A 23,685-nucleotide genomic window follows, 5' to 3' on the forward strand; every position below is an offset into this window, starting at 1 on the left:
TGCTGGCGCTAATTGCTTGCTCGGCGAGCGGGGGATCGAGTGCGAGGAAGGCGCGGCGTAGAGCCTCGGCCGCGATGACGCGTTCGATGATTGGGCTCGAGGCCCCGGACCGCGACGCGCTGCTGTCGCTGATGGACGGCGCGCTCGCGCTCGTCCACCCCGCGCTGCACGAGGGCGTCGGCCTGACACCCCTGGAGGCGATGGCCCGCGGGCTGCCGGTCGTCGTCGCGCGCTCGCCCGGGCTGACGGAGACGTGCCAGGACGCCGCCGCGTACTTCCCGCCGCGCGACGCCGAGGCGCTGGCCGGCGTCCTCGCGGAGCTGACGGCGGATCCGCGTCGCCGGGACGCGCTCGCGGTGGCGGGGCGGCGGGTCGCGGGGGACCGGAGCTGGACGATCGCGGCCCGCCGTCACGTCGAGGCCTATACCCTCGCCGTCGAACGCGCGCGCAGGAACGGTCCGCCCGCCGGCCAGGGGACCCCGCAGCAGGGGCGGCCCGCCGGAGGGCCCGACGGGGCACCGGCCCCGCCGGAGCAGCCCGCAGAACCCGCGCCGTCCGTCCGTCCATGAAGATCGCGATCCTCGGCACCCGCGGCATCCCGGCCGCCTACAGCGGCTTCGAGACCGCCGCGGAGCAGCTCGCCGCGCGGTTCGTGGAGCGCGGCCACGAGGTCGTCGTCTACTGCCGGCCACACGTCGTCGACCGCGACCTGCACGAGCACGTCGGCGCCCGGCTCGTCCACCTGCCGACGATCCGCAACAAGTACCTCGACACCTTCGTCCACACGTACCTGTCGGCGGAGCACGCGGTCCGGCGCCTGAAGCCCGACGTCGCGCTGTTCTTCATCGCCGGCAACAGCCCCCTGACGCGGATCACGCGCGGGGCCGGCGTGCCGACGGTGATCAACGTCGACGGCCTGGACTCCGACCGCTCGAAGTGGCCGGCGGCCGCGAAGTCCTACCTGCGCTTCGCGGAGCGCAACGCCCCCCGCTGGGCCGACGTCGCGCTGACGGACTCCGACGCCGTCGCGGACATCTTCGACGAGCGCTACGGCCAGCGGATCGAAGTCATCCCCTACGGCGTCGAGGACCCCGGGTACACGACCACGGACACGCTGGACCGCCTGGGTCTCACGCCCGGCGAGTACGTCCTCTTCGTCGGCCGCCTGGAGCCCGAGAACAACCCCCACATGCTCGTGGACGCGTTCTCGCGGATCCCCTACTCGGTGACGAAGGGCAAGAAGCTCGTGATCGTCGGCGGCGCGCCGTACGCCGACGAGTTCATCCAGTCGGTCCACCGGGGCGCGGACCCGCGGGTGATCTTCCCCGGCTACGTCTTCGGGCGCGGCTACTGGGAGCTCCAGAAGCACTCGTACCTGACCGCCGTCCCGACCGAGGTCGGCGGCACGCACCCGGTGATCCTCGAGGCGATGGCCGCCGGCGCCGCGGTGCTGGTCAACGACCACGCGCCGAACGTCGAGACGATCGGCACCGCGGGGCACACGTTCTCCGGGGCCGAGGGCGCGCCGGCCCTGGCGCGCGAGCTCGAGGCGCTGCTGCTGGACCCCGCGCGGGTCGCGGTGCTGCGCGACGCGTCCCGCGAGCGGGCGAAGGCCTACTCGTGGGACAACGTCACGTCGCAGTACGAGGCGCTCCTGCAGCGCGTCGTCGCGGGCCGCAGCTTCGGCGCGCTGGACGAGTCGCTGGTCGTCAGCGGTGCGCCGGCGCCCGAGCTCACGCGCCTGGCGCCGTAGCGTCGGCGGCACGGGCCGCCGACGACGGCCGTCGCCACCGGTTCGTCGTCGCCCGCGCGCGGTGTCGCCCGGCGTGCGGCCGGACGACCCGCGGCCGCGCTACTTCGTCGCGACCTTGAAGGACACGCCGCGGCTGGAGTTCGACTTGCCGCCGTCCTTCCAGACCAGGCGGGCGGCCCGGCTGCTGACCCGCACCCGGACGGTCTTGTTGAGGAAGCCGTAGGTGTTGGTCTTCAGCGTGCGGAAGTTCTTGTAGGCGCCGGTCTTGCCGCGCAGCTGCAGCGTGACGGTCTTCGCGCCGGTGCCGGGGCGGACGTGGGCCCAGACCTTCAGCGCCTTGCTCTTCGGGACGGTGCGGTCCGGCAGGAAGAACGCGACGCGGTAGGCGTCCAGGGACGGCTTGGCCTTCCCCTCCTTGCCGGACTCCGGGCCGTAGCGCAGGCCGGACTGGAACGACGAGGCCCACTTGTCGGCCTTCGCGGTGCCGGGGATCGGGCCGTCGTCGACGAGCAGGAACTGCGACAGCGTCCGCACGCGGGAGTTGCGCCAGGCGATGTACTCGCCCTGGTTGAGGTAGGCCGCCTGCTCGTTGAGCGAGACCGCCTCCCGGTCGGGCGGGTTGGTCTGGTACCCGTACTCGGTCAGGTAGAGCGGGATGGGCTTCCGCGTGACCTGGTAGCGGGCCATGATGCGGTCCAGCTGGTCGGTCAGCAGGCCGAGGTTCGCCGTCGTGACGCTCTTCTTCGGCTGGTCGGGGGAGACGACGTCGGGGCGGAAGGTCAGCTCGTACGGGTGGTGGGCGTAGCCCGTCATCTGGAACAGCGCCGGGTTGGCGGCGACGAACGCGGCCGGGTCCGGGGTCTCGGCGCAGCCCTGCGCCTTGGCGTCCGCGCCCTTGAGGATCTGGAGGTTGTCGTCGAGGCAGTAGAGGCGCTCGATGAACGTGATCGGGGACATCGCGCTGGCGACGCTCGAGACCGTCGGCCGGCCCTTCGGCGCGGTGTCGCCGACCAAGATCGTGTCCTTGTCCACGCCGTGACCCGAGACCGTCAGTGCGGCCCAGGCGCCGGCGACGAGCGACCGGTACTGCTGCGGCGACGCGGGGACCGCGGAGCTGCCGGTGCCGACCCACTGCGGCGCGAGCCACGCACCCTGGTTGGGCTCGTTCCAGATCGACCAGTAGTCGATGCGGGGCAGCGGGGCGGTGGCGCCGTCCGGGACGAACGTGCCGCTGTAGCGCTGGCCGAGCGCGGCGACGAACGACGCGTACTCGCCGGGGCTCGGGTTGGAGACCGGGTCCAGGCGGTCCTCGATGAAGCCCGACATCGCCCACTTCGGGCCCGGGGCGCTCGGGTTGAGGTTGATCTTCAGGCCCCGCTTGGCGGCGCCCTGGACCACGGCGTCGAGGACCTTCCACCCCGCCGCCGGGTAGGCGTTCGGGTTGCTGGGGTCGAAGCCCGCGGGCTTCGTGGTGCTCTGGGCGTCCGGCGCGATGCGGTTCCAGAACGCGGTCACGCGGATCCGCTGGCCGCCGAGGGCCTTGATCTCGTTCAGCGTGCTGTCGCGGGTCTTCGCGTCGCTGCTGAGGATCCGCGGGTCGTCCTGGAACATCGACTCGAGGCGGCTGTCGGCTGAGGCGACCGCGGGGAGCCCGAGCAGGAGCAGGGCGGTGAGGGGGAGCAGGCGGCGCATGCGCATGTGTGCAGTCCTAACCCTTCGGGGACGGGGGAGTCGCGGTCGTGGGGTCACGGCGCGGGGGTGGTGGGCGGCGCCGGCGTGGTGGCCGGCGGCGTCGCGGGTGCGGGCGTCGTGGTCGACGCGTCGGTGGTCGTCGCCTTGCCGCTCTTGGCGGCCTTCTCGGCGTCGGCGGCGGCCTTCTTCGCCGCCTTCTCCTGCTGCCGGACGAGCTCCTTGGCCGCGAGCTGGCGGGTGGCGAGGATCGCGACCTCGCCGGCGGTGCGCAGCGTCGGCGCGAGCTTCAGGGCGGTGCCGGCGGCGCGCAGGGCGGCGCGGGGGCGCTTGGCGGTACGCAGCTCGAAGGTCGCCAGCAGCTCGTAGGAGCCCGGGGCGGCCGGCTCGCGGTCGACGATGTCCTCGAACTTCGCGCGGGCGCCGTCGATGTCGCCGGAGGCGACGCGCTCGCTGGCCTGGGTGCGCAGGATCTCCGTCGACAGCGGGTCGAGGTCCGCGGCGTGCGCGGCCTGACGGCGGGCCTCGGCGAGCAGCTCCGTGCGGCGTGCGCCCGTCTGGCCCGCGGCGTCGGCGAGCGTCGCCTGCGCGTCGTCGTCGACGCGGTCCGCGCGCCACGGCTGCAGGAGCGAGAACGCGCCGACGATCGTGACGGCGGCGATCGCGACGGCGGCGCCGACCCGGGGCGACGCGAGCCGCAGGCGCCCGCGGTGGCCGAGGCCGCCGCCGGCGAACGCGGCCTCGGCGCCGCGGCCGACGACCCAGCCGGCCAGCAGCATCATCGGCAGCGTGACGGAGGGGACGAACCAGTTCCAGTCCGCGACGGACGTCACCGCGAACGCCGCGACGACGCCGATCGCGGCGGCGATCCCGTCGCGCTCCGGGGTCCGGGCGCCGGAGCGCAGCGGTCCGCGCAGCCCGACGGCGCGGGCGGCGGCCGCCAGCCAGGCGACGGCGAGGCCGAGCTGGACGAGCATGCCCAGCCACCCCATGTCGGCCATCGTCTGGGGGACCCAGCCGTGCGCGTGGCGGGCGACGGCGCCGTCGTCGCGGCGAGCGCGGGACTGCACGGCCGCGAACCCGCCGGCGCCGACGCCGCGGAGCTTCTGGGCGTCGTAGAGGCGGAAGGCCTGGCGCCAGTAGTTCGAGCGGGTCGACTGGACGGCGGTCAGGCGCGACGGATCGCCGGCGGGCAGCGCGACCGGCGGGTCGGTGATCTGCGAGTAGGCGTGGGAGATGCTGCCGGTGAGCCCGCGCTCGCTGGCGGCCAGGAGGCCGATCCCGGCGAGCGGGATCATCGCGACGGACACGAGGATCGTCGTGCCGAGGCGGCGGCGCTCGGGGGTGCCGACGCCGGCGAAGACGGTCGCGAACTCGATGACCAGCCCGACGACGAGCAGGAAGACGATCGCGACGGCGAGCAGGACGCCGAACTCGACGCCGGCGGCGTCGCGGGCGGCGAGGACCACCTTGTCGGTGGACAGGTCGGCCTTCGCGAACGCCCAGATCGCGACGATGCCGCCGCCGAGGACACCGACGGCGAGCACGAGCAGGCTGTGCAGCCGCCGGGGCGAGAGGACGAGCCAGAACGCGATCCCGACGGCCGCGGCGGCCAGGCCACCGCGCGAGTACGACAGGAGCAGCGTGATGACGGCCAGCCCGGCGACCGGGTAGGCCAGCGCGTTCAGGGGCCGGTAGCCGTCGCGGCGCGTGCCGAGCCAGAGGGAGAGGACGAGCGCGAACGCCGCGAGGGCGCCGACGGCGTTCCAGTAGCCGATCGGGTCCTGCAGGCGGGCGAACACGAGCTCCGCCGGCAGGTCCTGCGGGAAGACCTTGTAGCCGAGCCCGAGGACGCAGACGACGGTGCAGCCGAGCAGCACGCCGCCCAGCGGGGCCTGCCAGCGGCCGGGCGCCAGCCGGGCGGCGGCGGCGCCGCCGACCATCACGGCGACGTACGAGAACGTCCGGTTGGTCTCGAACCACGAGGTGTCGGGCGACACCGACCAGGTGATCGAGAGCCCGGTGACGACGACGACCGCGAGCGCGGCCAGCAGCGTGCCGGCGCCCCAGAAGCGGGACCCGCGCGGCGCCCGCAGCGCGCTGACCACGGCGACGAGGCCGGAGAGCACGACGGTCGCCAGCAACGGCGGCGTGGTGACCGAGAGGCTGTCGCCCGTCTCCGCCTTCGTGGCGACCCACACCAGGAGGGCCGCCACGAGGATCACCCACGGCGTGTCACCACGGGCGACGGCGGTCAGGCGCGCGCGCGGACCGCCGGCGACGACGGGGCGCGGGGCGACCGGCGCGGTCGCGGGCTCAGCGGCCACGGCGTCGGCGGAGCGCCTGCAGCCCGGTGGCGCCACCGGCGATGCAGGCGGCGACCACGCAGGCGACGAGCGTCAGCAGCAGCGGGGTCGGGAGCGTGGTGTCGGTGGAGGCGCCGAGCTCGACGGCGGCGGCGGGGACGCCGGTGTCCTGGAGCTTGGCGGCGGTGTCGCCGGCCTTCTTGTCGGCGGCGGCGGTGGCCTGGGCCAGCGCGGCGGCGCGCTCGGCCGGGTCGGCCCCGCGAGCGTCGGTCTGGGGGTCCGGCGTCGTCGTGGTCTGCGTGGTCGTGCCGGCGCCGGAGGGCGTCGTCGTGGCCGCGCCCTGGCCGGTGGGCGTCGCGGCGCCGCCGCCCGTGGAGGACCCGCCGCCGCCGGAGCCACCGGTCGAGCCCGTCGAGCCGCCGCCCCCGCTGGTGCTCTTGGTGAGCTTGTCCTGGAGCGCCTGCTGGATCGCGTCGGAGCACTCGGAGTACTCGGAGGTGTTGGCCTGCAGCTCCTGCACGGCGGACTGGAGCTGCTTGACGCTGTAGCTGCCGTCGAGGGTGCCGTCGTTGCAGTCCGTGAGGATCGCGCGGTCGACCGCGCCCGCCGTGGCGGGGGCGCCGAGGGCGACGGCGAAGAAGGTCAGGAGGAGGGGGATCAGGCTGAGGCGGTTGCGCACGAGGGCTCCGATGGGGGGCGCGGGGTGGGCGGCACGCCGTACACGGGAGCGTGCACGGTCAGCGGCTTCAACGCTACCAACCCTCCCGTTGCCGAAAGGATGCGGTCGGACCGTCGGTGGGCGGAAACGCCCACCGGCCGGGGGGACGGCCTACGGGGCGTGCCGCTCGGCGTCCTGCACCGCGGCGAGCATGCCGGCGGCCCATGCGTCGAAGGTGAACGGTCGCACGTCGCGGCGACCGGCGTCGCCCAGGGCCCGCGCGGTGCCGGGGTCGACGGCCAGGCCGGTGAGCGCGCGGGCGAGCTCCAGCGGGTGCGACGCGGGGACGACGCGGCCGTTGCGGCCGTCGCGGACGAGCCCGCCCGCGGCCGCCCCGACGGCGTCGGTGGCGACGACCGGGACCCCGCGGTGCAGGGCCTCGTTGCAGACGAGGCCCCACGGCTCGACGAACGACGCGGTGCGCTCCGAGGGGACGCAGAGGACGTCGCTGCGGTCCAGCCACTCGCGGACCTCGTGCGGTGCGACGGCCCCGTGGGCGCGGACGCCCGGCAGCCCGGCGTCGGACGCCGACTCGGGGCCCAGCAGCGTCAGCTCGGCGCCGACGGCCTCGAAGAGGTTCGTCTGCCGCCAGGCCACGAGCAGGATCTCGAGGCCCTTGCCCGGCGCGTCGCGGCCGACGTAGGTGATGCGGAACGGGCTGTCGGGCGGCCGCGGCGTGGCGACGGGCTCGACCCAGACGGCGGGGTCGACGGCCTGCGGCGCGACGTGGACGCGGCGACCGCCCAGGGCCCGGACGTGAGCCGAGACGTGCGCGCCGTACGTGGCGATCGCGTCGGCGTCGCGGACGATCCGGCGCAGCAGCGGCCGGGCGACGACGAACGCGGGCGTCGACGGCTCGTGCCACATCGCGCTCCAGAGCACGAACGGCGTGCCGGCCATCCGGGCGCCGCGCCACGCCGACGGCAGGGCGATCCGGCCCGCCGTGCCGGCGATGACCGTCCGCCAGCGGTCGCGCGCGCCGGCGAGCCGGAGGATCTCCTTCTGGCCCACGCGGTGGGTCGGCACGCCCGCGTCGTCGACCGACCTCGTGAAGTGGTGGTCGCGACCCTCGAAGACGGCGACCTCGACCGGCGCGAGCTTCGCGAGGGCCCGCAGCGCGCCGACGCGCTCGGGCGGCACGCGGGACGTGACGATCAGGATCGGGCGGTCGGAGCGCGAGGCCACGGGGGCGATCATCCCCCCTTGGAACCGGACCGGGGCTGGGCCGGGGCGGAGCCGCCGCGCGAGATCGCCGCCGGGCGGCCCCCGGGACGCCCGATCGCGAGGTCCGACTGGCCGCCGTCGACGACGCCGCGGTAGGCCCGCAGGGTCTGCCGGCCGCAGCGCTCCCAGGTGAACGACTCGGCGACGGTGCGGCGCGCGGAGACGCCGAGCGCCCGGCGGCGGGCGGGGTCGCTGAGCAGCGCGTCCAGCGCGCGGGCGAGCGCGGCGATGTCGCCGGGCGGCACGAGCACGATCCCCTCGCCGACGGCCGCGATCTCCTGCGGCCCGGGCTCGCCCATCGCCGCGACGGCGGGCATCGCGCCCGCCATCGCCTCGACGTACGCCACGCCGAACGCCTCGTCCACCGAGGGCATGACGAAGACGTCGGCCTCGCGGGCCGAGGCCATCGCCTCCTCGTGCGGCAGCTGGCCGCGCCACTCGATGCGGTCGTCGACGCCGAGCTCCGCGGCCAGCCGCGCCAGCGCCGGGCGCTCGGGCCCGTCGCCGATCACGCGGTAGCGGACGCCCGGGTGGCGGTCGCGGAGCACCCAGAGCGCGCGCAGGACGTCCTCGTGGCGCTTGCGGGGCACGACGTGCGCGACGGTCACGAGCAGCGGCTCGGGGACCTCGAGGGCGACGGGGCGCAGGACGGGGCCGTGGCCCCAGCGGCCGCGGGCGCGGCGCGGCGCCGGGTCCTGGCCGACGGGCAGCTCGCCGCCGGACGGCGCGGCCCAGCTGCGCCCGCGACGCCAGCGGTCGACCTCGTCGGGGCCGGGCAGGTCGGTGCCCAGCCGCACGACGCGGGTACGCTCGGCGCCAAGGTCGTGGCAGCGGTCGGCGGTGCCGGCGCTGTTGGCCAGCACGACGGCCGAGGCCCCGAACGCGTCGCGGACGGCGCGCTCGCCCTCGGACGACCGGCGCGCGGTGAAGTACACGTCGCCGCCGTGGACGGAGACGATCAGCGGGACCGCCGCCAGGCGGCCGGTCCCGCAGGCGCGGCGGACGGCGTCGCCCGCCGGGACGGCGTTGTGCGCGTGGACGACGTCGAACGGCCATTCGCGGTGCAGGCGCCGCAGCGCGCGGCGCAGCGGCCGGGCGGCCCAGCGGCCCCAGCTGCCGTACGAGCGGTCGCGCGGCGGGCTGTGGAAGCGGACGTACGTGATCGGGACGCCGTCGAGTGTCGTCTCGCGCGGCTGCGCGCGCATGCGGCGCAGCGTCCGCAGCAGGTCGCGGGGCCGCGTCGCGCGCGGCGGGACGGGGCGGTGCAGGACCAGGACGCGGACGTCGGCCCCGGCGTCGCGGGCCGCCACGGCCTGGCGGTGCGCCCACACGCCGAGGACCGGATCGTCGGCCCGCGGGTAGAACTCCGCGACGACGCAGACCCGCAGCGGGCGCTCGGGATCGCGCGGCGTCTGGGTGGGCGGGGGAGCGGGCACGTGCCCGGGGAGCCTACGAGACCGCGGGCGACGGACCGGTGACGGCCTGGTGGCCGGGGCTCAGCGAGCCGGCGGCACGTCGTCGTGCCGGGCGACCGTCCGCAACTCCCAGCGGGGCAGCCACGGGCGGTCGGCCAGGAGCGCCTCGGCCGCGGCGCGCGCGTCGCCCGTGTCGTACCCCGAGCCCGCGGGGGCGTGCGAGTGGTCGACGGGCAGCGCGTCGACGATCCCCAGGCGCCAGCCGTGCTCCGCGGCGACGGCGGCCCAGTGCGCGTCGAGGCCCCAGCCCATCCCCGTGCCCGACGGGAACGGCAGCAGCACGTCGGCGGCGCGGCGCGCGATCGCGGTCACCGGGCCGATCTCGACGAAGGTCGTCTCGCGCCAGACCGCGCCGGGGACCCGCCGGGTGACGGGCCACGCGGCGTGGCCGTGGCGCCGGTGCGCCGGCTGGGCGAGGTCGAGCTCCGCCGCCTCGCAGAGCCCGACGAACCGGTCGAGCCAGGACACGCGGCCGCCGCCGAGCGCGACGTCGTCGTCGACGATCAGCAGCCAGTCGAAGCCGGGCGCGCTCGCGGCGGTCTCCTCGATCACGGCGAAGCGCGGGCGGCCCGCCGGGTCCTCCGCGCGCAGGTCGACGTCGTGGCGGTCGGAGCGCAGGTGGGAGCGCAGCGCGTCGACCAGCGCCGCGTTCCTCGGCCGCGCCGGGATCACGACGAGGACGCGGCGCCGCGGCGCCGCGTCCGCCAGGCGGGCGAGCGCGCGGCCGGTGCCGGACGCCGCGTTCCGCAGGTCCAGCCAGCGGTCGTGCGCCCGCAGCAGGTGCGCGCGCCGGCCGGCGACGAGGCCGCTCGTGCCGGAGAACGCGTCGTCGACCGACGGGGTCCACGGGCCGTCCGGGGGCGGGGGCGGGGCGTAACCGAGCAGCGCCTCGCGCGCGCGGCCGGCGGCGTGGGCGGTCGTCCAGCGGTGCGGGGCGTCGCGGTGGCGGGCCAGGCCGGCGAGGTTGGCGGCCAGCGTGCGCAACTCGCCGCCGATCCCGGGCGCGCGGCCGGCGCGCTGGTCGGCCTGCCGGGTGGCGGCGCCGCGGTGGAACTGGGCGCGGGAGAGCGCGGTGGTGGTCGCGTCCGGGGCGATCCGGCGGTGCGCGACGCCCGCGGCGGCGACGTAGCGGACGCGACCCCCGGCGGCGATCAGGCGCCGCAGCCACTCCTCCTCGTCGCCGCTGCTCATCGTGTGGGTCGGGTCGAACGGCCCGATCCGGTCGACCCAGGTGCGCCGCACGGCGAGGTTCGCGCCCCAAAGCTGGTCGGTGTCCTGGTCCTCGTCCGGCGCGAGCACCAGGCGCGAGATCGCGGGCATCCGGTGCTCGGCGTCGCTGTCGGGGCGGCCGTCGAGTGCGGGGCGGACCGGGCCGCCGAGCGCGCCGAGCTGCGGGTCCGCGGCGGCCGCGTCGACCAGCGCGCGCAGCCACCCGTCGTCCACGGCGACGTCGTCGTCCAGCAGGCAGACGAGGTCGGCGTCGGTGGCGTCGATCGCGGCGTTGCGCGACGCGTTGAGGCCGCGGCGGCGGGGGTGCGTCAGGCAGCGGATGCCGTGCCGGGTGGCGACCGCGCGGGTCTCCTCCGACGGGCCGTCGTCGACGACGAGGACCTCGGCGCCGAGCGCGCGGGCCTGCGGGAGCACCGAGCGGAGGGCGACGTCGAGGTAGTCCGGGCGCCCCGTGGTGGGGATCGCGACGCTGACGCTGAGCCGTTCCACGCCCCGCCAGCGTACGCTCAGGAGGATGCCCGCGCCCGCCCCCACCGTCTCGGTGGCCGACCCCCGGACGTTCCTCCCCGGGGTCTGGCAGATCGATCGACAGGTCCACGACGCCCGGTCCCGCGAGGACGGGCGGTACATCGGGACGGCGACGTTCCTCCTGGACGGCGACGGCCTCTCGTGGACCGAGCGCGGCACCCTGCGGCTCGGCAGCTTCGAGGGCAGCGCGACCCGCACGATGGCCGTCGTGCCGTCGCGGCCGGGCGCGGCGGCGCCGTGGGAGGTCCGCTTCGACGACGGCCGGCCGTTCCACCCGCTGGACCTCCGAGGCGGCGCGTGCCCGGTCGACCACCCCTGCGGCGAGGACCACTACTCGGGCTGGGTCCGCGTCGAGCACGAGGACCTGATGGTCGTCTCCTGGCGCGTGACCGGTCCGGCGAAGGACCACACGATCCTCACCCGGTACACGCGGTGAGCGGGCGCCCGGCGGCGGGGACGGCCGGGCCGCGCGCGCTCGCCGGGCGGCCACCGTCGTGGACGGCCGGCCAGGCCGCGAGGCCATCGATCCGGACGGCCGGGGCGCCCCAGTGATCCTCCACCTCCACCACCGCTACCGGACGCTCGGCGGCGAGGAGGCCGCGATCACGGCTCTGCGGGCGCTGACCGAGGACGTGCTGGGGGAGGAGACGGCGCTCCTGGAGCGCGACTCGGCCGCGGTCGGCGGCGCGCGCGCCGCGGTCGGGCTGCTGCGCGGCGGACTGGATCCGGACGAGGTCGCCCGCGAGGTGCGCCGGACCGGCGCTCGGATCGTCCACGCCCACAACGTGCACCCGACCTTCGGCGCGCGGGCCCTGCGGGCAGCGCGGGCCGAAGGGGCGCGGGTCGTCCTGCAGCTGCACAACTACCGCCTGGTCTGCGCGGTCGGCACGTGCGTCCGCGACGGCGAGGACTGCCGCGAGTGCCACGGCGGCGACACCCGCCCCGGCCTGCGGCACGGCTGCCGCGGCGGCCGCGCGGAGGGCGTCGCCTACGCCGCCGGGCTCGCGCTCCAGCGCCGCCCGCTGATCGCCGGCGCCGACGCGATCGCCGTCCCCAGCGGCGCGGCGCTGCGGCGCCTGCTCGACCTCGGCGCGGGACTGCCGGAGGACCGCACCCACGTCCTGCCCCACCCCGTGGCCGCCGGCCCGCCGATCGTCCCCGACCCGGAGGGCCCGGCGATCGTCGTCGGCCGTCTGGCGCCGGAGAAGGGCACTGCGACGGCGATCGCGGCCGCGCGGATCACCGGCCGGCCGCTCGTGGTCGCGAACTCCGGCCCGCTGGAGGACGAGCTGCGCGCGGCGGCGTCGGACCTGCCGCACGTGACCTTCGCCGGGCGGCTGGACCGCGCGGGCCTCGACGCGCTGCGGGCGGGCGCGGCGCTGGAGCTCGTCCCGTCGCTGGCCCACGAGACGTTCGGGCTGGCCGCCGCCGAGGCGATGCTCCGCGGCCTGCCGGTCGTGGTCTCCGACGTCGGTGCGCTGCGTGAGCTGGTCCCCGACGACGCGCGCGTGCCGCCCGGTGACGCTGCCGCGCTGGCCGCCGCCTGGCAACGCCTGGCGGGCGACGCGGCCGCGGGGGCACGCCAGCGGGACCGGGCGCGCGCCCTGACGGACCCCGCGGTGGTCGCCGACCGCCTGCGGGCCGTCTACGCGGCGGCGGGGGGCTGAGCAGGCCCGGGGCGGGACGTCGGTCGGTCGGCCCACGGTCAGGAGCCCGCCGCGGACGCCGACGGCGAGCCGTCGGCCGGCGTGGTCGGCGACGACCACCCGGGGAACGCTCAGCCGGGCGGCCTAGACTGCGGCCCATGGCGTGGCTTCTCACCGGCGGGGCCGGCTACATCGGCTCCCACATCGTCCAGGCGTTCCAGGCGGCGGACCGCGAGGTCGTCGTGCTCGACGACCTCTCGTCGGGCTTCCGGGAGTTCGTCCCCACCGGGGTGACGCTCCACGAGGGCAAGCTCGAGGACGCCGCGGCCGTGGCGGCGGCGCTGGACGCCCAGCCCGTCGACGGCGTCGTCCACCTCGGCGGCCTGAAGTACGCCGGCGAGTCGGTCAACGTGCCGCTGGACTTCTACCGCGCCAACGTCGAGGGCACCCGCGTCCTCCTGCGCCAGATGGGCCTGCGCGGCGTCGACCGCCTCGTGTTCTCGTCGAGCTCCGCGACGTACGGGACGATGGAGGGCGAGATCGTCACCGAGGACGCGCCGCAGCGACCGGAGAGCCCGTACGGCGAGTCGAAGCTGATCGGTGAGTGGCTGATCCGCGACCAGGCGACCGCGCATCCCGCGCTGAAGCACACGTCGCTGCGCTACTTCAACGTCGTCGGCTCCGGTCCGCCCCGCGACGAGCCGGCGAGCCCCAACGGCGTCGTCTCGATCGTCGACCACAGCCCGTACAACCTCTTCCCGCTCGTCTTCCGCGCGCTGTCGCGCGGCGACCGGCCGAAGGTCTTCGGCGACGACTACCCGACGCCCGACGGCTCGTGCGTCCGCGACTACATCGACGTCGTCGACCTCGCCGAGGCCCACGTCCGCGCCGCACTCCTGCTCGAGGAGGGCAAGCAGCTGGCCCCGGCCTACAACGTCGGCCGCGGCGAGGGCGTGTCCGTCCGCCAGATCGTCGAGACGATCCTCGCGGTCGTCGGCGAGGAGGCCCTCGGCTACGACGTCGCCCCTCGCCGCGGCGGCGACCCGGCGAAGATCGTCGGCTCCGCCCGCCTGATCGAGCGGGACTTCGGCTGGAAGCCCGCCCGCGACTTGCGCACGATGGTCGAGGGCGCGTGGGAGGCGTGGAACGCCCCGGGCACCGCGGAGCGCGAGGCCGCACAGGACACGCGCCGGGCGCACGGCTGACGGTCCGCGCTGCCGGGCACGTCCCTCACCCCGCCGGGGCGAGTCGCGCTCCGACGGCCTGCGCTCCCGCTCGAAGTCGCTCGTCCCACACGACGAACACCGTCTGGTCGCTCTCGAGCGCGAGCAGGCTGGCCAGGTGGACGGCGTCTGCTCCACGGAGTGCGTGCCGCGCCGCGAGATCGCCGGCGTGGGACATCACTGCCGGGGTCAGCTCGACCGGTCTGGTCGCGGCCCAGAACCGTTCCCAGAGCGCCTCGGCACGGTGCTGATCCGCTGAGGACAAGCGGTTCGCGCGGCCGGCTGCGGCGAGTGCCGCGCGGACCTCGGGGTACGCGAGGCGGCTGGAGACCGCTACGTCGCAGGAGTTCCAGAGGTCTCCCGCGAGCTCGCTCCCGGCCTCGGCGATCAGGAGCTTGACGAGGGCGCTGCTGTCGAAGTACCCGAGGGGCACGGGGTCAACGGCGGTGTTCGGAGATCAGGTCCGAGACCGAACCGACGGCCGGAACCCGTTCCGTAGCGGTCGCCACCGGACGCTCCGTGCTGGTCGGTGGGCCGAGCACGCCCTCGCGCGTCAGGCGATCGATCAGCGGCGCGGCCTCGACGGCGAGGAGCCGGACCACCGGGGTCCCCCTGTCGGTGACGACGACCTCCTCGCCGGCCCGCGCCCGATCGATCCAGCTCGACAGCTCGGCGCGCAGGGTGCTGATGGCAACGTCCATGAACGAAATGTACAACTCGCGTGGTGGCAGATGTACATCAAATCGGGGCGGGGCTGGATCGAACGTGCGCCGAAGCCACGGCTGCGCCGCAGGCTGCCCCTGCTCGACCCGTCCGCGACGAGCCGAGAGCGGGCGGCGTGGCCTGACGGCGGCTCCTCAGACCGTCCGCAGCCAGGCGACCGTGTCGGCGATCCCCTGGTCCAGCGAGATCTGCGACTCCCAGTCGAGCAGCGCCTTGGCCTTCGACACGTCGGGCCAGCGGCGCTGCACGTCGACCTGGAACGTCGGCAGGTGCTCGAAGACGAGCTCGTCCTTGCGGCCGCACTGCTCCCAGATGACCTCGCAGACGTTCGCGATCGTGCGCTCGTCCCCGGCGGAGATGTTGAAGTCCTCGTTCAGCGCGGCGTCGTGGCCGGTGGCCGTGACGATGCCGTCGGCGATGTCCTGCACGTGGGTCAGCGTGCGGGTCTGATCGCCCTTGCCGAAGATCGGCAGCGGCGCGCCCTCGGGCAGCGCCAGGACCTTCTTGATGACGTCCGGGACCATGTGCGCGATGCCGGGCTCGTCCTCGGGCATCTCGCCCGGGCCGTAGGCGTTGAACGGGCGGACGATCGTGTACGGCAGGCCGTGCTCGGCGTGCGCGGCCTTGATCTGGATCTCGCCAGTGAGCTTCGAGAAGCCGTACGCCGACGTCGGCGTGGGGACCTTCTCGACGTCGGACTCCTTCGTCGGGAAGCTCGTCGAGTTCTCGAAGACCATCGAGCTCGAGACGTACGTGAAGCGCTCGACGCCGATCTCGATCGCGGCGCCCATGACGCTGTTGTAGAGCGACGAGTTCACGTCGGTCAGGGTGTACGGCAGCTTGTGGAAGTTGCCGATCCCGCCGACGATCGCGGCGAGGTGGATGACGTGCGAGCAGCCGACGAGCGCCCGCTTGGCCTCGGCGCGATCCCGCAGGTCGCCGCGATGGATCTCGCAGCCCTCGCGCATCCAGTCGGGCGCGTCGCGCTGATCGGAGACCCGCACCTCGAAGCGCGGGTCGCGGAGGAGACGACGGACGACGGCGGCGCCGATGGTGCCGGCACCGCCGGTGACGAGAACGCGAGACATTGCGGGTCAGGGTATCCGGGAGGCCATCGCCGGCGCGCTTCGGCGGCGACGCGCGCGGGGACCCCGGGTCGGGGGTGCGCCGGACCCGTCGTCTGCGGAGCTCGAGTGCTTCCGGGCATACCGGTACCGGGCGCCGGTGACGGGACCGCTCCCGTGTCGATACCCCGGCGTCAGTCGCCACTCGCACGGTCGATCAACAGGCGCAACGCGTCTGTCTGGATGGCGTTCGTGCGGCTCACCTCGCGCAGCTCGGCGGTCTGGAGATCGCTCGTCCCGCGCAGCGCGCGCATCTCCTCCGTCATCTCGTCCTGGTGCTCGCGGTACGCCGCCCACTGCGCTTGCCGCTGCTCGCGGTCCGCCTCCCACCGCGCGACGGTCGCCTCGTGCTGGGCGGCCCATCGATCGCTCGTTTCCTGCCACACGCGGGCGTGCTCGACGCGGAGGATCCGGATCTCCTCGAGCGTGTCGGAGATCCGCCGCCCGATCTCCTGGAACTCCCGGTCGGCCATGAGGCAATGGTGCCTGACGGCCCGCGATCGAGCAACCGCAGGCCGTGCCGATTCCGTGCCGAGCCGCGGCACTCCGCCGGCGTCATCCGCCGGGGCGCGGCTCCGGCCCAGTGACCCGTTTGGCATGCGGCGAGTGGCCCACCGCCGTGGCCGCCGGCCGCCGGTCGACGTTCAGGCGGCCGACGGGACGGCGGTCTCGACAGCCGACGCGAGCGCCTCGGCCTCGCCGAAGACCGTGTCCTGCCCGAAGCAGTTCCACGGGTCCGCCAGCACGGCGCCGTCGGACGCGAGGTCGGCGATCCGCCGCAGCACGGCCGGGTCCTTCCACGCGGTGTGGTTCGTCGCCAGGACGATCGCGTCGGCGTCCGCGACGGCCTCCGCCAGCGTCAGCGTCGACGACGGGCTGTGCGGGTCGTGCGCGGCGACGAGGGCCAGCTCGCGCTCCAGGAGCCGCATGAGCTTGAAGCTCAGCGAGTCGCGCTCGTCGTCGGTGTCGCCCTTGAACGCCAGGCCGAGCACCGCGATCTTGCGACCGCGCAGCTTGCCGCCGGGCAGACGCCGCTTGAGCCCGTCGAGCAGGAACAGCGGGACGGACTCGTTGACCCGCGAGACCGCGAGCAGCATGCCCGGCGCCGGCGAACGCTCCTCGCTGAACGTGAAGTCCTTGCGCAGGCAGGTGCCGGCGGTCATCCCCGGCAGCTTCATGCCGCCGCGCGGGTAGTCCCGGTTGATGAGGTCGATGACCTCGAAGACGTTGGCGCCGTACTGCTCGCACTCCATCATCAGTCGGTTGGGCAGCGCGAACATCGTGTACCGCAGGATGTTGGTCCAGATCTTCGCCAGCTCGGCCTCGATCGGCGTCGTCTGCACGACGCGTGCCCCGAGGGCGGCGAAGGGCCCGGCGGCGACCTCGCCCGAGCGCTCGCCGACGCCGCCGACGATGCACGGCAGCGTGGAGATCTCGGCGAAGAAGCGGGACGCCGCGATCCGCTCCGGGACGTGCGCGACGAAGAGGTCGGTGCCGACCGTGAAGCCGCGGTGCATCTCGAGGTAGCCGGCGACGAAGTCGGTGGTGCCGGGGGCGATCGTCGAGCGCAGGACGATGCAGTGGCCCTCGCGCAGGTGCGGGAGCAGGTCGTCCAGCACGCTGCGGATCTGGCTGACGTCGATCTCGATGTGCGAGAACGACGGGGTGCCGAGCGTCAGCACGATGTGCCGGGCGCGGGCGGCCTCGGCGACGCTGCCGGAGATCTCGAGCGACCCGTTGGCCTGGACGCGCTCGAGGATCTCGGCGGCGCCCGGCTCCTCGAACGGCATCCGGCCGTCCTGGACGGCCGCGACGATGTCCTCCTTGGCGTCGATCCCGATCGTGCGCAGACCACTGTCCGCGAACGCGAGCGCCAGCGGGAGCCCTACGCGACCGATACCGACGACTGCGACGTCCAGATCCACCTGCGGGAGGCTATCGACCGGCGGGTACCGACCTGCGCCGCAGCGGGCGACGGCGGGGCGGCGGGCCCTCGAGGAGGACCGGGGCGACGTGCTGGCCCGAGCTGCGCTGGCGCACGAGCTGCGTCGTGAAGCGCAGGACGAAGAGTGGGTTGTAGCGGGCGTAGCGCCGCCACAGGCGGCGAGGCTCCTGCGCCAGGCGGAAGAGCCACTCGAGCCCGAGCGACTGCACGCGCGCCGGGGCCTGGGGGACCAGGCCGGCGTGGAAGTCGAACGCGGCGCCGACGCCGACGAGCACCGGGGCCTCGAGCCGCGGGCGCATCGCGGCCATCCACTTCTCCTGCTTCGGCACGCCGATGCCGACCCAGACGACGTCGGCGCCGGAGCCGTTGATCTCGTCGACGATGTCCTCCTCCTCGGAGGTCGTCAGCGGACGGAACGGCGGCGACCAGCCGCCGACGATCGTCAGGCCCGGGAAGCGGTCCAGCAGGTTGCGGGCCAGGGTGTCCAGCGCGTCGCGGTCGCGGCCGCCGTAGAGGTAGACGCGCGTCCCGTTGCGGGCGGCGTGCTCGCAGTGGCGCTCCATCAGCGTGGGGCCGTAGACGCGGTTGGGCTGCTGGTGGCCCAGGAGGTTCATCGCCCACACGAGCGGCTGGCCGTCGGGGACGGTCAGCGAGCTGCCGAGCACGGCGGCGCGGAGCTCCGGGTCCTCGTGGCAGGCCATCACGGTGTGCGTCGCGGCGACGCAGACGTAGCCCTGGCGGCGGCTGGCGACCATGGCGTCCATCCACGAGAGCGTGCGCTCGTAGGTGGTGAGCGCCATCGGGATCCCGACGACCTCGACCTGGGGAGGCGGGGTGGCCAGAGACCGGAGGACGTCCGCGTTGGAGACCGGGTTCCCGTCGTTGTGCATGGTGTGGGGATGCGACGCGAAGACGGGGATCGTCCTCCTCCTGTCGCTACGAGTCCTAAACCCGTGGTGCCTACAGAAGTTGCGCGAAGCGTGAAACCTACCGTCCGGGGGATCCGTCCCGTGTGCCGCACGTCCGTCGACATCACCTACCCACGGGGTGGGATCGCGATACCAAGGGGCCGATCCTGCAACGGATCGCCCATGCGTCCAGTCGGTCGGCCCCGGTGGCCGCGGGCGGGTCGGCGGGCGTCGCCGGGGCCCCGGCGACGCCCAGTCTGGCGCCCGCCAGGGGCCGCGGCGTGCCCTGCGGCGGGGCCCGCGTCGGCTCCCCCATCGGCGCCAACGGCCGTGCCCCACCGGTCGGACGCTCGCCACGGGACCTGCGGACCGGGCCTCATACACTCCGCGGGATGCGTTCCCGGCCGCTCCTGAGGACCCCATGACCCGTCGCGTCCTGATCACCGGGGTGACCGGCCAGGACGGCGGGTACCTCGCCGAGCGCCTGCTGGCGGACGGCGACGAGGTGCTCGGCACCGTCCGGCGGACGGAGGGCGCGCTGGAGGCGGCCGGCCTGGGCCATCTGGCGGGGCACGTGCAGCTCGTGACAGCCGACCTCCTCGACCCCGAGGGCCTGCGCCGGACGATCGCCGACGCGCGGCCGGACGAGATCTACCACCTCGCCGCGCCGACCTTCGTGCCGGACTCGTGGAAGGACCCGACCGAGGTCACGCGCGCCGTCGTCACCGGCACCGCCGCGATCCTGGCCGAGACCGCCGCGATGGACGGCGTCCGGGTCCTGGTCGCCAGCTCGAGCGAGATCTTCGGCGACGCCGGCGTGTCGCCCCAGGCCGAGTCGGCGCCCACCCGGCCCCGCAGCCCCTACGGCGTCGCGAAGCTCGCGGCCCACGGTCTGGTCCGCACCCTCCGCGACGGCCAGGACCGCCACCTCGTCTCCGCCGTCACCTTCAACCACGAGTCGCCCCGGCGCCCCGAGCGCTTCCTGCCGCGCAAGGTCACCTCCGGCGTCGCCGCGATCGCCGCCGGCCGCGCCGACGAGCTGACCCTCGGCGACCTCGCCGCCGTCCGCGACTGGTCGCACGCCAAGGACATCGTCGAGGGCATGGTCCTCGCCCTCCGCCACGACACCCCGGACGACTACGTCCTGGCCTCCGGCGTCCCGCACACCGTGGGCGACCTCGTCGACGCCGCCTTCTCCGCCGCCGGCGTCGAGCGTCTCGTCCCGACCCGCGAGGGCCGCATCCGCGACCGCGTCGTCGTCGACCCCCGCTTCGTTCGCCCCCCAGAGCAGTGGCCTCCGGTCGGCGACCCGACGAAGGCCCGGACGGTCCTGGGCTGGACGCCGCGGCACACGTTCGAGCAGCTCGTCGGCGAGATGGTGGCGGCGGACCTGGAGCGGGCGGGGGGCGCGTAGGGAGCGCTGCGCCGGCCTCGGTGCCACCCGGGGCGATCCGCGCTGTCACGGGTTTCCGTCGATGTACGCTCGCGGCATGCGTGTGTATGCCGTCCCAACCACCGTGTTCGCCTCCGGAGGGCACCGATTCTCGAGACCCGCGTCGCGGATCGTCGGGGCGCTGGTCGTGATCGCGACGTCAGTGCTGATGATCCTGCCCGGGCGCTCCGACGCAGCGCCGTGCTACCCGTCCCACTGCTATTCGGAGATCCGGACGTCGCCGACCTACGCGGTCGGCAACTCGGCGATCACGCTGCGTACGAGCCAGATGGATCCGATGGGCTACTACGACGGTGCCCGCATGCAGCACGAAGGGTGGACCAACTTCCCGGATGGCCGTTGGGTCGAGTCCGGCACCACCACCGGCACGATCGGCTACGGCACGGGGAGTGGGGCGAGTTGGACCGGCACGCCGGTGTACTTCCTGGCCTGGGCGTCGAACCCGACGAATCCGGCGGAGTCGGCGACGTTCACCGAGTACGACTTCCCCGGCGGCCCGGGACTCAACGTCTTCTACACCACAGAGCACCGGTCGACGGGCACCGGCAGCTGGTGCATCTACTTCGGAGGCGCGGTGCTCAACTGCCCGGCCCCGTCGTCGCCATTCCCCGCGTACTCGTACCGTGTCGAGGCGGGACTCGAGGTCGCGTCGGGCAACCCGACGCACGTCCCGACCTCCGGGACGACGTTCATCGAGACGTCCGTCGGACCTCCGGGGTACGGATACATCCCGTCGTCGTACGTCGGAGCGACACAGGGGAACCAGTGGTGCTACCAGCAGCCGGTGCCCGGGTATTCGACGAACTCGCTGAACTTCGGCACCGGCGGACCTCCGTGTGCGAGCGGACAGAGCTCCCGGGCCGCCCAGGCCACCCCGCCGCCATTCGAGGTGTCGCGAGCACTGACGCCGTCGCCGTTCGCCGGGTTCAAGAGGTCGGCGCGCACCTTCCTGTCCGCGGATGAGCTGCGCAAGGTGGTCGACGGCGTCGAGGCGAACCCGTCGGTTCGGGGACGCGTCAGCTCCGCGGTCGTGCGCACGGCCTCGATGAAGGAGGCATCGGAGGCGATCTCTCCCGAGGCGCCGGTGACGCGGGACCCCGCGGATCAGGAGCGGGACGCGTGGCTCGCGAGCGACGTTGCCGTCGTGTCGTTGCGGGGGACGTTCGAGTTGCTGAACGCCCCCGTGCCCGCCGGGGCGGCGGCGCCTCGCGGCTCGGTCCTGAACGTCGTGGTGGACCGGAGGACCGGCCGGACGAACGCCGTGCGCCTGGACGGCCAGGAATCCGAGCGCGTGGCGAAGCTGTCCGCGGCATCGAGGTTGCGGTAGGCGCCGGGAGTGCCGACGCACGACGTCCCGGTCGCCCGGGCCGTCGTGGTCGCACCCCCTAGCCGGGACGGCATCGGAATGGGCGTGCGACCATCCCCGACCGTGCCGTCCCCGATCCGCGTCGCCCTGAACCTCGTCTACCTCGTCCCGGGGGAGACCGGGGGGATGGAGGTCTACGCCCGCGAGCTCCTGCCGCGGCTGGCCGCGATCGACGGCCTCGATCCCGTCGCGATCGTCAACCAGGTCGCGGCCGGCGACGCCGATGCGCCCTGGAACACCGTCGTCGAGTCGGTCACGGCGCCGGTCGACGCGCGCGACCGCAAGCAGTGGGTCTGGGGCGAGCAGCGCCACGTCCCGCGGCTCGCCACGGAGCTGGGGGCGGACCTCGTCCACAGCCTGGCCTCGACGGGCCCGGGGCGGCTGGCGGGCGGCCCGCCGCGGATCACGACCGTCCACGACCTCCACTACGCGGTCGCGCCCGACGCCCACTTCGGCCTCCGCGGCCTGGGGATGCGGCTGCTCGTGCCCGCCGCCGTGCGCGCTTCGCGGCGGATCATCGCCGACTCGCAGTCGACGAAGGACGACGTCGTCGCGCACATCGGCACGCCCGCGGAGCGCATCGACGTCGTCCACCTGGCGACGACCCTGCCCGATCCGTCGATCGCGACGGACGAGCCGACGCTGCGCCGGCGCCTGGGCTTCGGGGAGCGTCCGGTGCTGCTGAGCATGGCGGCCAAGCGGCCGCACAAGAACGTCGAGGGCCTGATCGACGCGATCGCCGCGATCCCGGCCGAGCGCCGGCCGCTGCTCGTCGTCCCGGGCTATGCGACCGAGCACGAGCCCGCGCTGCTGCTCCACGCCGCGGCGCGGAACGTCCGGGACGACGTGCGCTTCCCGGGCTGGCTGTCGCGCGCCGACGTCGAGGGCCTGTGGCGCCTGGCGACGGCCCATGTCTTCCCGTCGTTCTACGAGGGCTTCGGCCTGCCGGTCCTCGAGGCGATGGCGCGCGGCGTGCCGAGCGCGTGCTCCGACCGCGCGTCGCTGCCCGAGGTCACCGGCGGCGCGGCGCTCCTGTTCGACCCGGCGGATCCCGAGGCGATCCGGTCCGCGGTCGAGCGCCTGCTGACCGACGAGGCGCTGCGCGACGACCTGCGTGAGCGGGGCCTGCAGCGTGCGGAGGCGTTCTCGTGGGAGCGGGCGGCGGAGCAGACGGCGGCGTCGTACCGGCGGGCGCTGGGCGGCTGAGGCCGCCTCAGGTGCGGCGGGCGGAGCCGTAGCCCGCCGACACGGTCTTCAGGGATGCGTCGAGCGACAGTCGCTCGGCGTTCTCCGCGTACCACGCGCGGGTCCGCTCGCGGAGCGCCTCGCCACCGGTGTGGCAGGCGACGACCGCCGCGGCGATCGACGCGCCCGTGGGCTCGGCGGCGACGTGCCCGTTCTGGCCCTCGGCGATCAGCTCGACCGCCGCGTTGTCGGCCCCCTCGACGACGACCGCCGGCACGCCGTGACCGGAGGCCTCGACGACGACGAGCCCGTAGCCCTCACGGGACGACGGCTGGACGACGCAGAGCGCGGTGCGCATCGCCTCGTCGATGACCTCGGTGGCGACGAAGCCGGGGACCTCGACGACGTCCTGCAGCCCGAGCTCGGCGATCCGGGCGACGACGCGGTCGTGCTCGGGTCCGGCGCCGAAGATCCGGCCGCGGAGGTCGGGCACGGTCTCCCGGGCCTTCGCGATGGCGTCGACGACGAGCCACGCGCGCTTCTCGGGGATCATCCGGCCGGCGTAGACGACCGTCGGCGGATCGGCCGCCGGTGCGGGCGGAGCGGCTTCCAGCGCACCGGCGTGCATGCCGGTCAGGAGCGTCACGCCGCCGCGCAACCCGATCGCGTCGAGCCGCTCGGCGTAGCGCCTGCTGAACGCGTAGGCGGTCTGGGGCATCAGCGCGCAGACGCGCTGGATGGTCCACCCGATGCGCCCGCCGATGCCGCCGAGGTAGCCGCGCCAGTACTCGCGGCTCCACACCTCGAACCAGTCGACCGTGACGCCGTAGCGCCCCAGCGGCCGTGCGGCCTCGGCCGCGAGCAGCGAGAAGTACGGGAACGACGACGCGTGCACGACGTCGTAGCGCCGCCCGTGCCGCAGCAGGTGCCGCAGCACGCCGACACCGAACCGCAGGGGCGGACCGATCTTCCGGTTGCCGTCCTTGTAGAGCTCCAGCCGCGGCCCGACGGCGATGACCTGGACGCCCGGGATCTCGGGCTCCTGGCCGTCGTCCCACTGCGTGAGCGTCAGGTACGTGACCTCGTGGCCGTCGGCCACGAGGCGCTCGGCGAGGCCGCGGTACCAGCGCTCGCCGCCGCCCACCGTCCACGGGTACAGGCAGTCGTAGACGAGGCAGATGCGCACCGC

21 protein-coding genes are annotated in these 23,685 nt (G+C 74.9%); 8 read left to right on the forward strand and 13 right to left on the reverse strand.

What is annotated here, in order from left to right; genetic code table 11:
• Nucleotides 1–74 precede the first annotated feature (74 nt).
• Together AB0L40_RS05580 and AB0L40_RS05585 are read left to right on the forward strand one after the other, a co-directional pair.
• Complete coding sequence (locus AB0L40_RS05580; protein ID WP_364350434.1) at nt 75–569, forward strand: glycosyltransferase; 495 nt, start codon at nt 75–77, stop codon at nt 567–569.
• A complete protein-coding gene (locus tag AB0L40_RS05585) occupies nt 566–1,753 on the forward strand; it encodes a glycosyltransferase (protein ID WP_364350437.1) in 1,188 nt (395 codons plus the stop codon). Before AB0L40_RS05580 ends, AB0L40_RS05585 begins: the two co-directional genes overlap by 4 nt.
• Before the next feature lie 99 nt (nt 1,754–1,852).
• On the opposite strand, the gene AB0L40_RS05590 is transcribed toward AB0L40_RS05585, so the two are convergent.
• From AB0L40_RS05590 to AB0L40_RS05615, 6 genes are all read right to left on the reverse strand, one after another.
• The gene (locus tag AB0L40_RS05590; protein WP_364350440.1) at nt 1,853–3,451 is read right to left on the reverse strand and encodes a hypothetical protein; all 1,599 of its coding nucleotides are present in this window, start codon (nt 3,449–3,451) and stop codon (nt 1,853–1,855) included.
• A 47-nt stretch (nt 3,452–3,498) separates the two neighbouring features.
• Nucleotides 3,499–5,769: an O-antigen ligase family protein gene (locus tag AB0L40_RS05595; protein WP_364350443.1), complete on the reverse strand. Its 2,271-nt coding sequence runs from the start codon at nt 5,767–5,769 to the stop codon at nt 3,499–3,501.
• On the reverse strand, nt 5,759–6,427 hold the full coding sequence (locus tag AB0L40_RS05600) for a hypothetical protein (protein ID WP_364350446.1): 669 nt from the start codon (nt 6,425–6,427) through the stop codon (nt 5,759–5,761). Before AB0L40_RS05600 ends, AB0L40_RS05595 begins: the two co-directional genes overlap by 11 nt.
• A gap of 150 nt (nt 6,428–6,577) precedes the next feature.
• On the reverse strand, nt 6,578–7,651 hold the full coding sequence (locus AB0L40_RS05605; protein ID WP_364350449.1) for a glycosyltransferase family 4 protein: 1,074 nt from the start codon (nt 7,649–7,651) through the stop codon (nt 6,578–6,580).
• 8 nt (nt 7,652–7,659) lie between these two features.
• On the reverse strand, nt 7,660–9,126 hold the full coding sequence (locus tag AB0L40_RS05610; RefSeq protein WP_364350452.1) for a glycosyltransferase: 1,467 nt from the start codon (nt 9,124–9,126) through the stop codon (nt 7,660–7,662).
• A gap of 60 nt (nt 9,127–9,186) precedes the next feature.
• A complete protein-coding gene (locus AB0L40_RS05615; RefSeq protein WP_364350455.1) occupies nt 9,187–10,884 on the reverse strand; it encodes a glycosyltransferase in 1,698 nt (565 codons plus the stop codon).
• A 25-nt stretch (nt 10,885–10,909) separates the two neighbouring features.
• On the opposite strand from AB0L40_RS05615, the gene AB0L40_RS05620 reads away from it, so the two are divergent.
• From AB0L40_RS05620 to galE, 3 genes are all read left to right on the forward strand, one after another.
• Nucleotides 10,910–11,359 (forward strand): DUF6314 family protein, encoded by a 450-nt coding sequence (locus tag AB0L40_RS05620; RefSeq protein WP_364350458.1) that lies wholly within the window; start codon nt 10,910–10,912, stop codon nt 11,357–11,359.
• 112 nt (nt 11,360–11,471) lie between these two features.
• Nucleotides 11,472–12,590 carry a glycosyltransferase family 4 protein gene (locus AB0L40_RS05625; protein WP_364350461.1) on the forward strand — a complete coding sequence of 373 codons (1,119 nt, stop codon included), beginning with the start codon at nt 11,472–11,474 and terminating at the stop codon, nt 12,588–12,590.
• A gap of 137 nt (nt 12,591–12,727) precedes the next feature.
• The gene (gene galE, locus AB0L40_RS05630; protein WP_364350464.1) at nt 12,728–13,774 is read left to right on the forward strand and encodes a UDP-glucose 4-epimerase GalE; all 1,047 of its coding nucleotides are present in this window, start codon (nt 12,728–12,730) and stop codon (nt 13,772–13,774) included.
• Nucleotides 13,775–13,799: 25 nt separating this feature from the next.
• Here the strand turns inward: galE and AB0L40_RS05635 are convergent, their stop codons facing one another.
• The 6 genes from AB0L40_RS05635 to AB0L40_RS05660 all read right to left on the reverse strand — a co-directional run bounded on the left by AB0L40_RS05635 (nt 13,800) and on the right by AB0L40_RS05660 (nt 18,474).
• Nucleotides 13,800–14,225 (reverse strand): type II toxin-antitoxin system VapC family toxin, encoded by a 426-nt coding sequence (locus AB0L40_RS05635; protein WP_364350467.1) that lies wholly within the window; start codon nt 14,223–14,225, stop codon nt 13,800–13,802.
• 4 nt (nt 14,226–14,229) lie between these two features.
• Nucleotides 14,230–14,493 (reverse strand): type II toxin-antitoxin system prevent-host-death family antitoxin, encoded by a 264-nt coding sequence (locus tag AB0L40_RS05640; RefSeq protein WP_364350470.1) that lies wholly within the window; start codon nt 14,491–14,493, stop codon nt 14,230–14,232.
• 156 nt (nt 14,494–14,649) lie between these two features.
• The gene (locus AB0L40_RS05645) at nt 14,650–15,603 is read right to left on the reverse strand and encodes an NAD(P)-dependent oxidoreductase (RefSeq protein WP_364350473.1); all 954 of its coding nucleotides are present in this window, start codon (nt 15,601–15,603) and stop codon (nt 14,650–14,652) included.
• Between the two features lie 170 nt (nt 15,604–15,773).
• Nucleotides 15,774–16,112, reverse strand: a complete 339-nt coding sequence (locus AB0L40_RS05650) for a hypothetical protein (RefSeq protein WP_364350476.1) — start codon at nt 16,110–16,112, stop codon at nt 15,774–15,776.
• A gap of 171 nt (nt 16,113–16,283) precedes the next feature.
• On the reverse strand, nt 16,284–17,564 hold the full coding sequence (locus AB0L40_RS05655; RefSeq protein ID WP_364350479.1) for a nucleotide sugar dehydrogenase: 1,281 nt from the start codon (nt 17,562–17,564) through the stop codon (nt 16,284–16,286).
• Between the two features lie 10 nt (nt 17,565–17,574).
• Nucleotides 17,575–18,474, reverse strand: coding sequence for a WecB/TagA/CpsF family glycosyltransferase (locus tag AB0L40_RS05660; protein ID WP_364350482.1), 900 nt, complete (start codon nt 18,472–18,474; stop codon nt 17,575–17,577).
• Between the two features lie 439 nt (nt 18,475–18,913).
• Between AB0L40_RS05660 and AB0L40_RS05665 the strand changes: the two genes are divergently transcribed.
• The 3 genes from AB0L40_RS05665 (at nt 18,914) to AB0L40_RS05675 (ending at nt 22,517) form a co-directional block, all read left to right on the forward strand.
• Nucleotides 18,914–19,906: a GDP-mannose 4,6-dehydratase gene (locus AB0L40_RS05665; protein WP_364350485.1), complete on the forward strand. Its 993-nt coding sequence runs from the start codon at nt 18,914–18,916 to the stop codon at nt 19,904–19,906.
• A gap of 166 nt (nt 19,907–20,072) precedes the next feature.
• The gene (locus AB0L40_RS05670; RefSeq protein WP_364350488.1) at nt 20,073–21,272 is read left to right on the forward strand and encodes a hypothetical protein; all 1,200 of its coding nucleotides are present in this window, start codon (nt 20,073–20,075) and stop codon (nt 21,270–21,272) included.
• Nucleotides 21,273–21,374: 102 nt separating this feature from the next.
• On the forward strand, nt 21,375–22,517 hold the full coding sequence (locus AB0L40_RS05675; RefSeq protein ID WP_364350491.1) for a glycosyltransferase family 1 protein: 1,143 nt from the start codon (nt 21,375–21,377) through the stop codon (nt 22,515–22,517).
• Between the two features lie 7 nt (nt 22,518–22,524).
• Here AB0L40_RS05675 and AB0L40_RS05680 read toward each other — a convergent pair whose 3' ends face one another.
• Nucleotides 22,525–23,682, reverse strand: a complete 1,158-nt coding sequence (locus AB0L40_RS05680) for a glycosyltransferase (protein ID WP_364350494.1) — start codon at nt 23,680–23,682, stop codon at nt 22,525–22,527.
• Between the last annotated feature and the right edge of the window lie 3 nt (nt 23,683–23,685).

Source organism: Patulibacter sp. NPDC049589, assembly GCF_040675535.1.
GTDB lineage: Bacteria > Actinomycetota > Thermoleophilia > Solirubrobacterales > Solirubrobacteraceae > Patulibacter.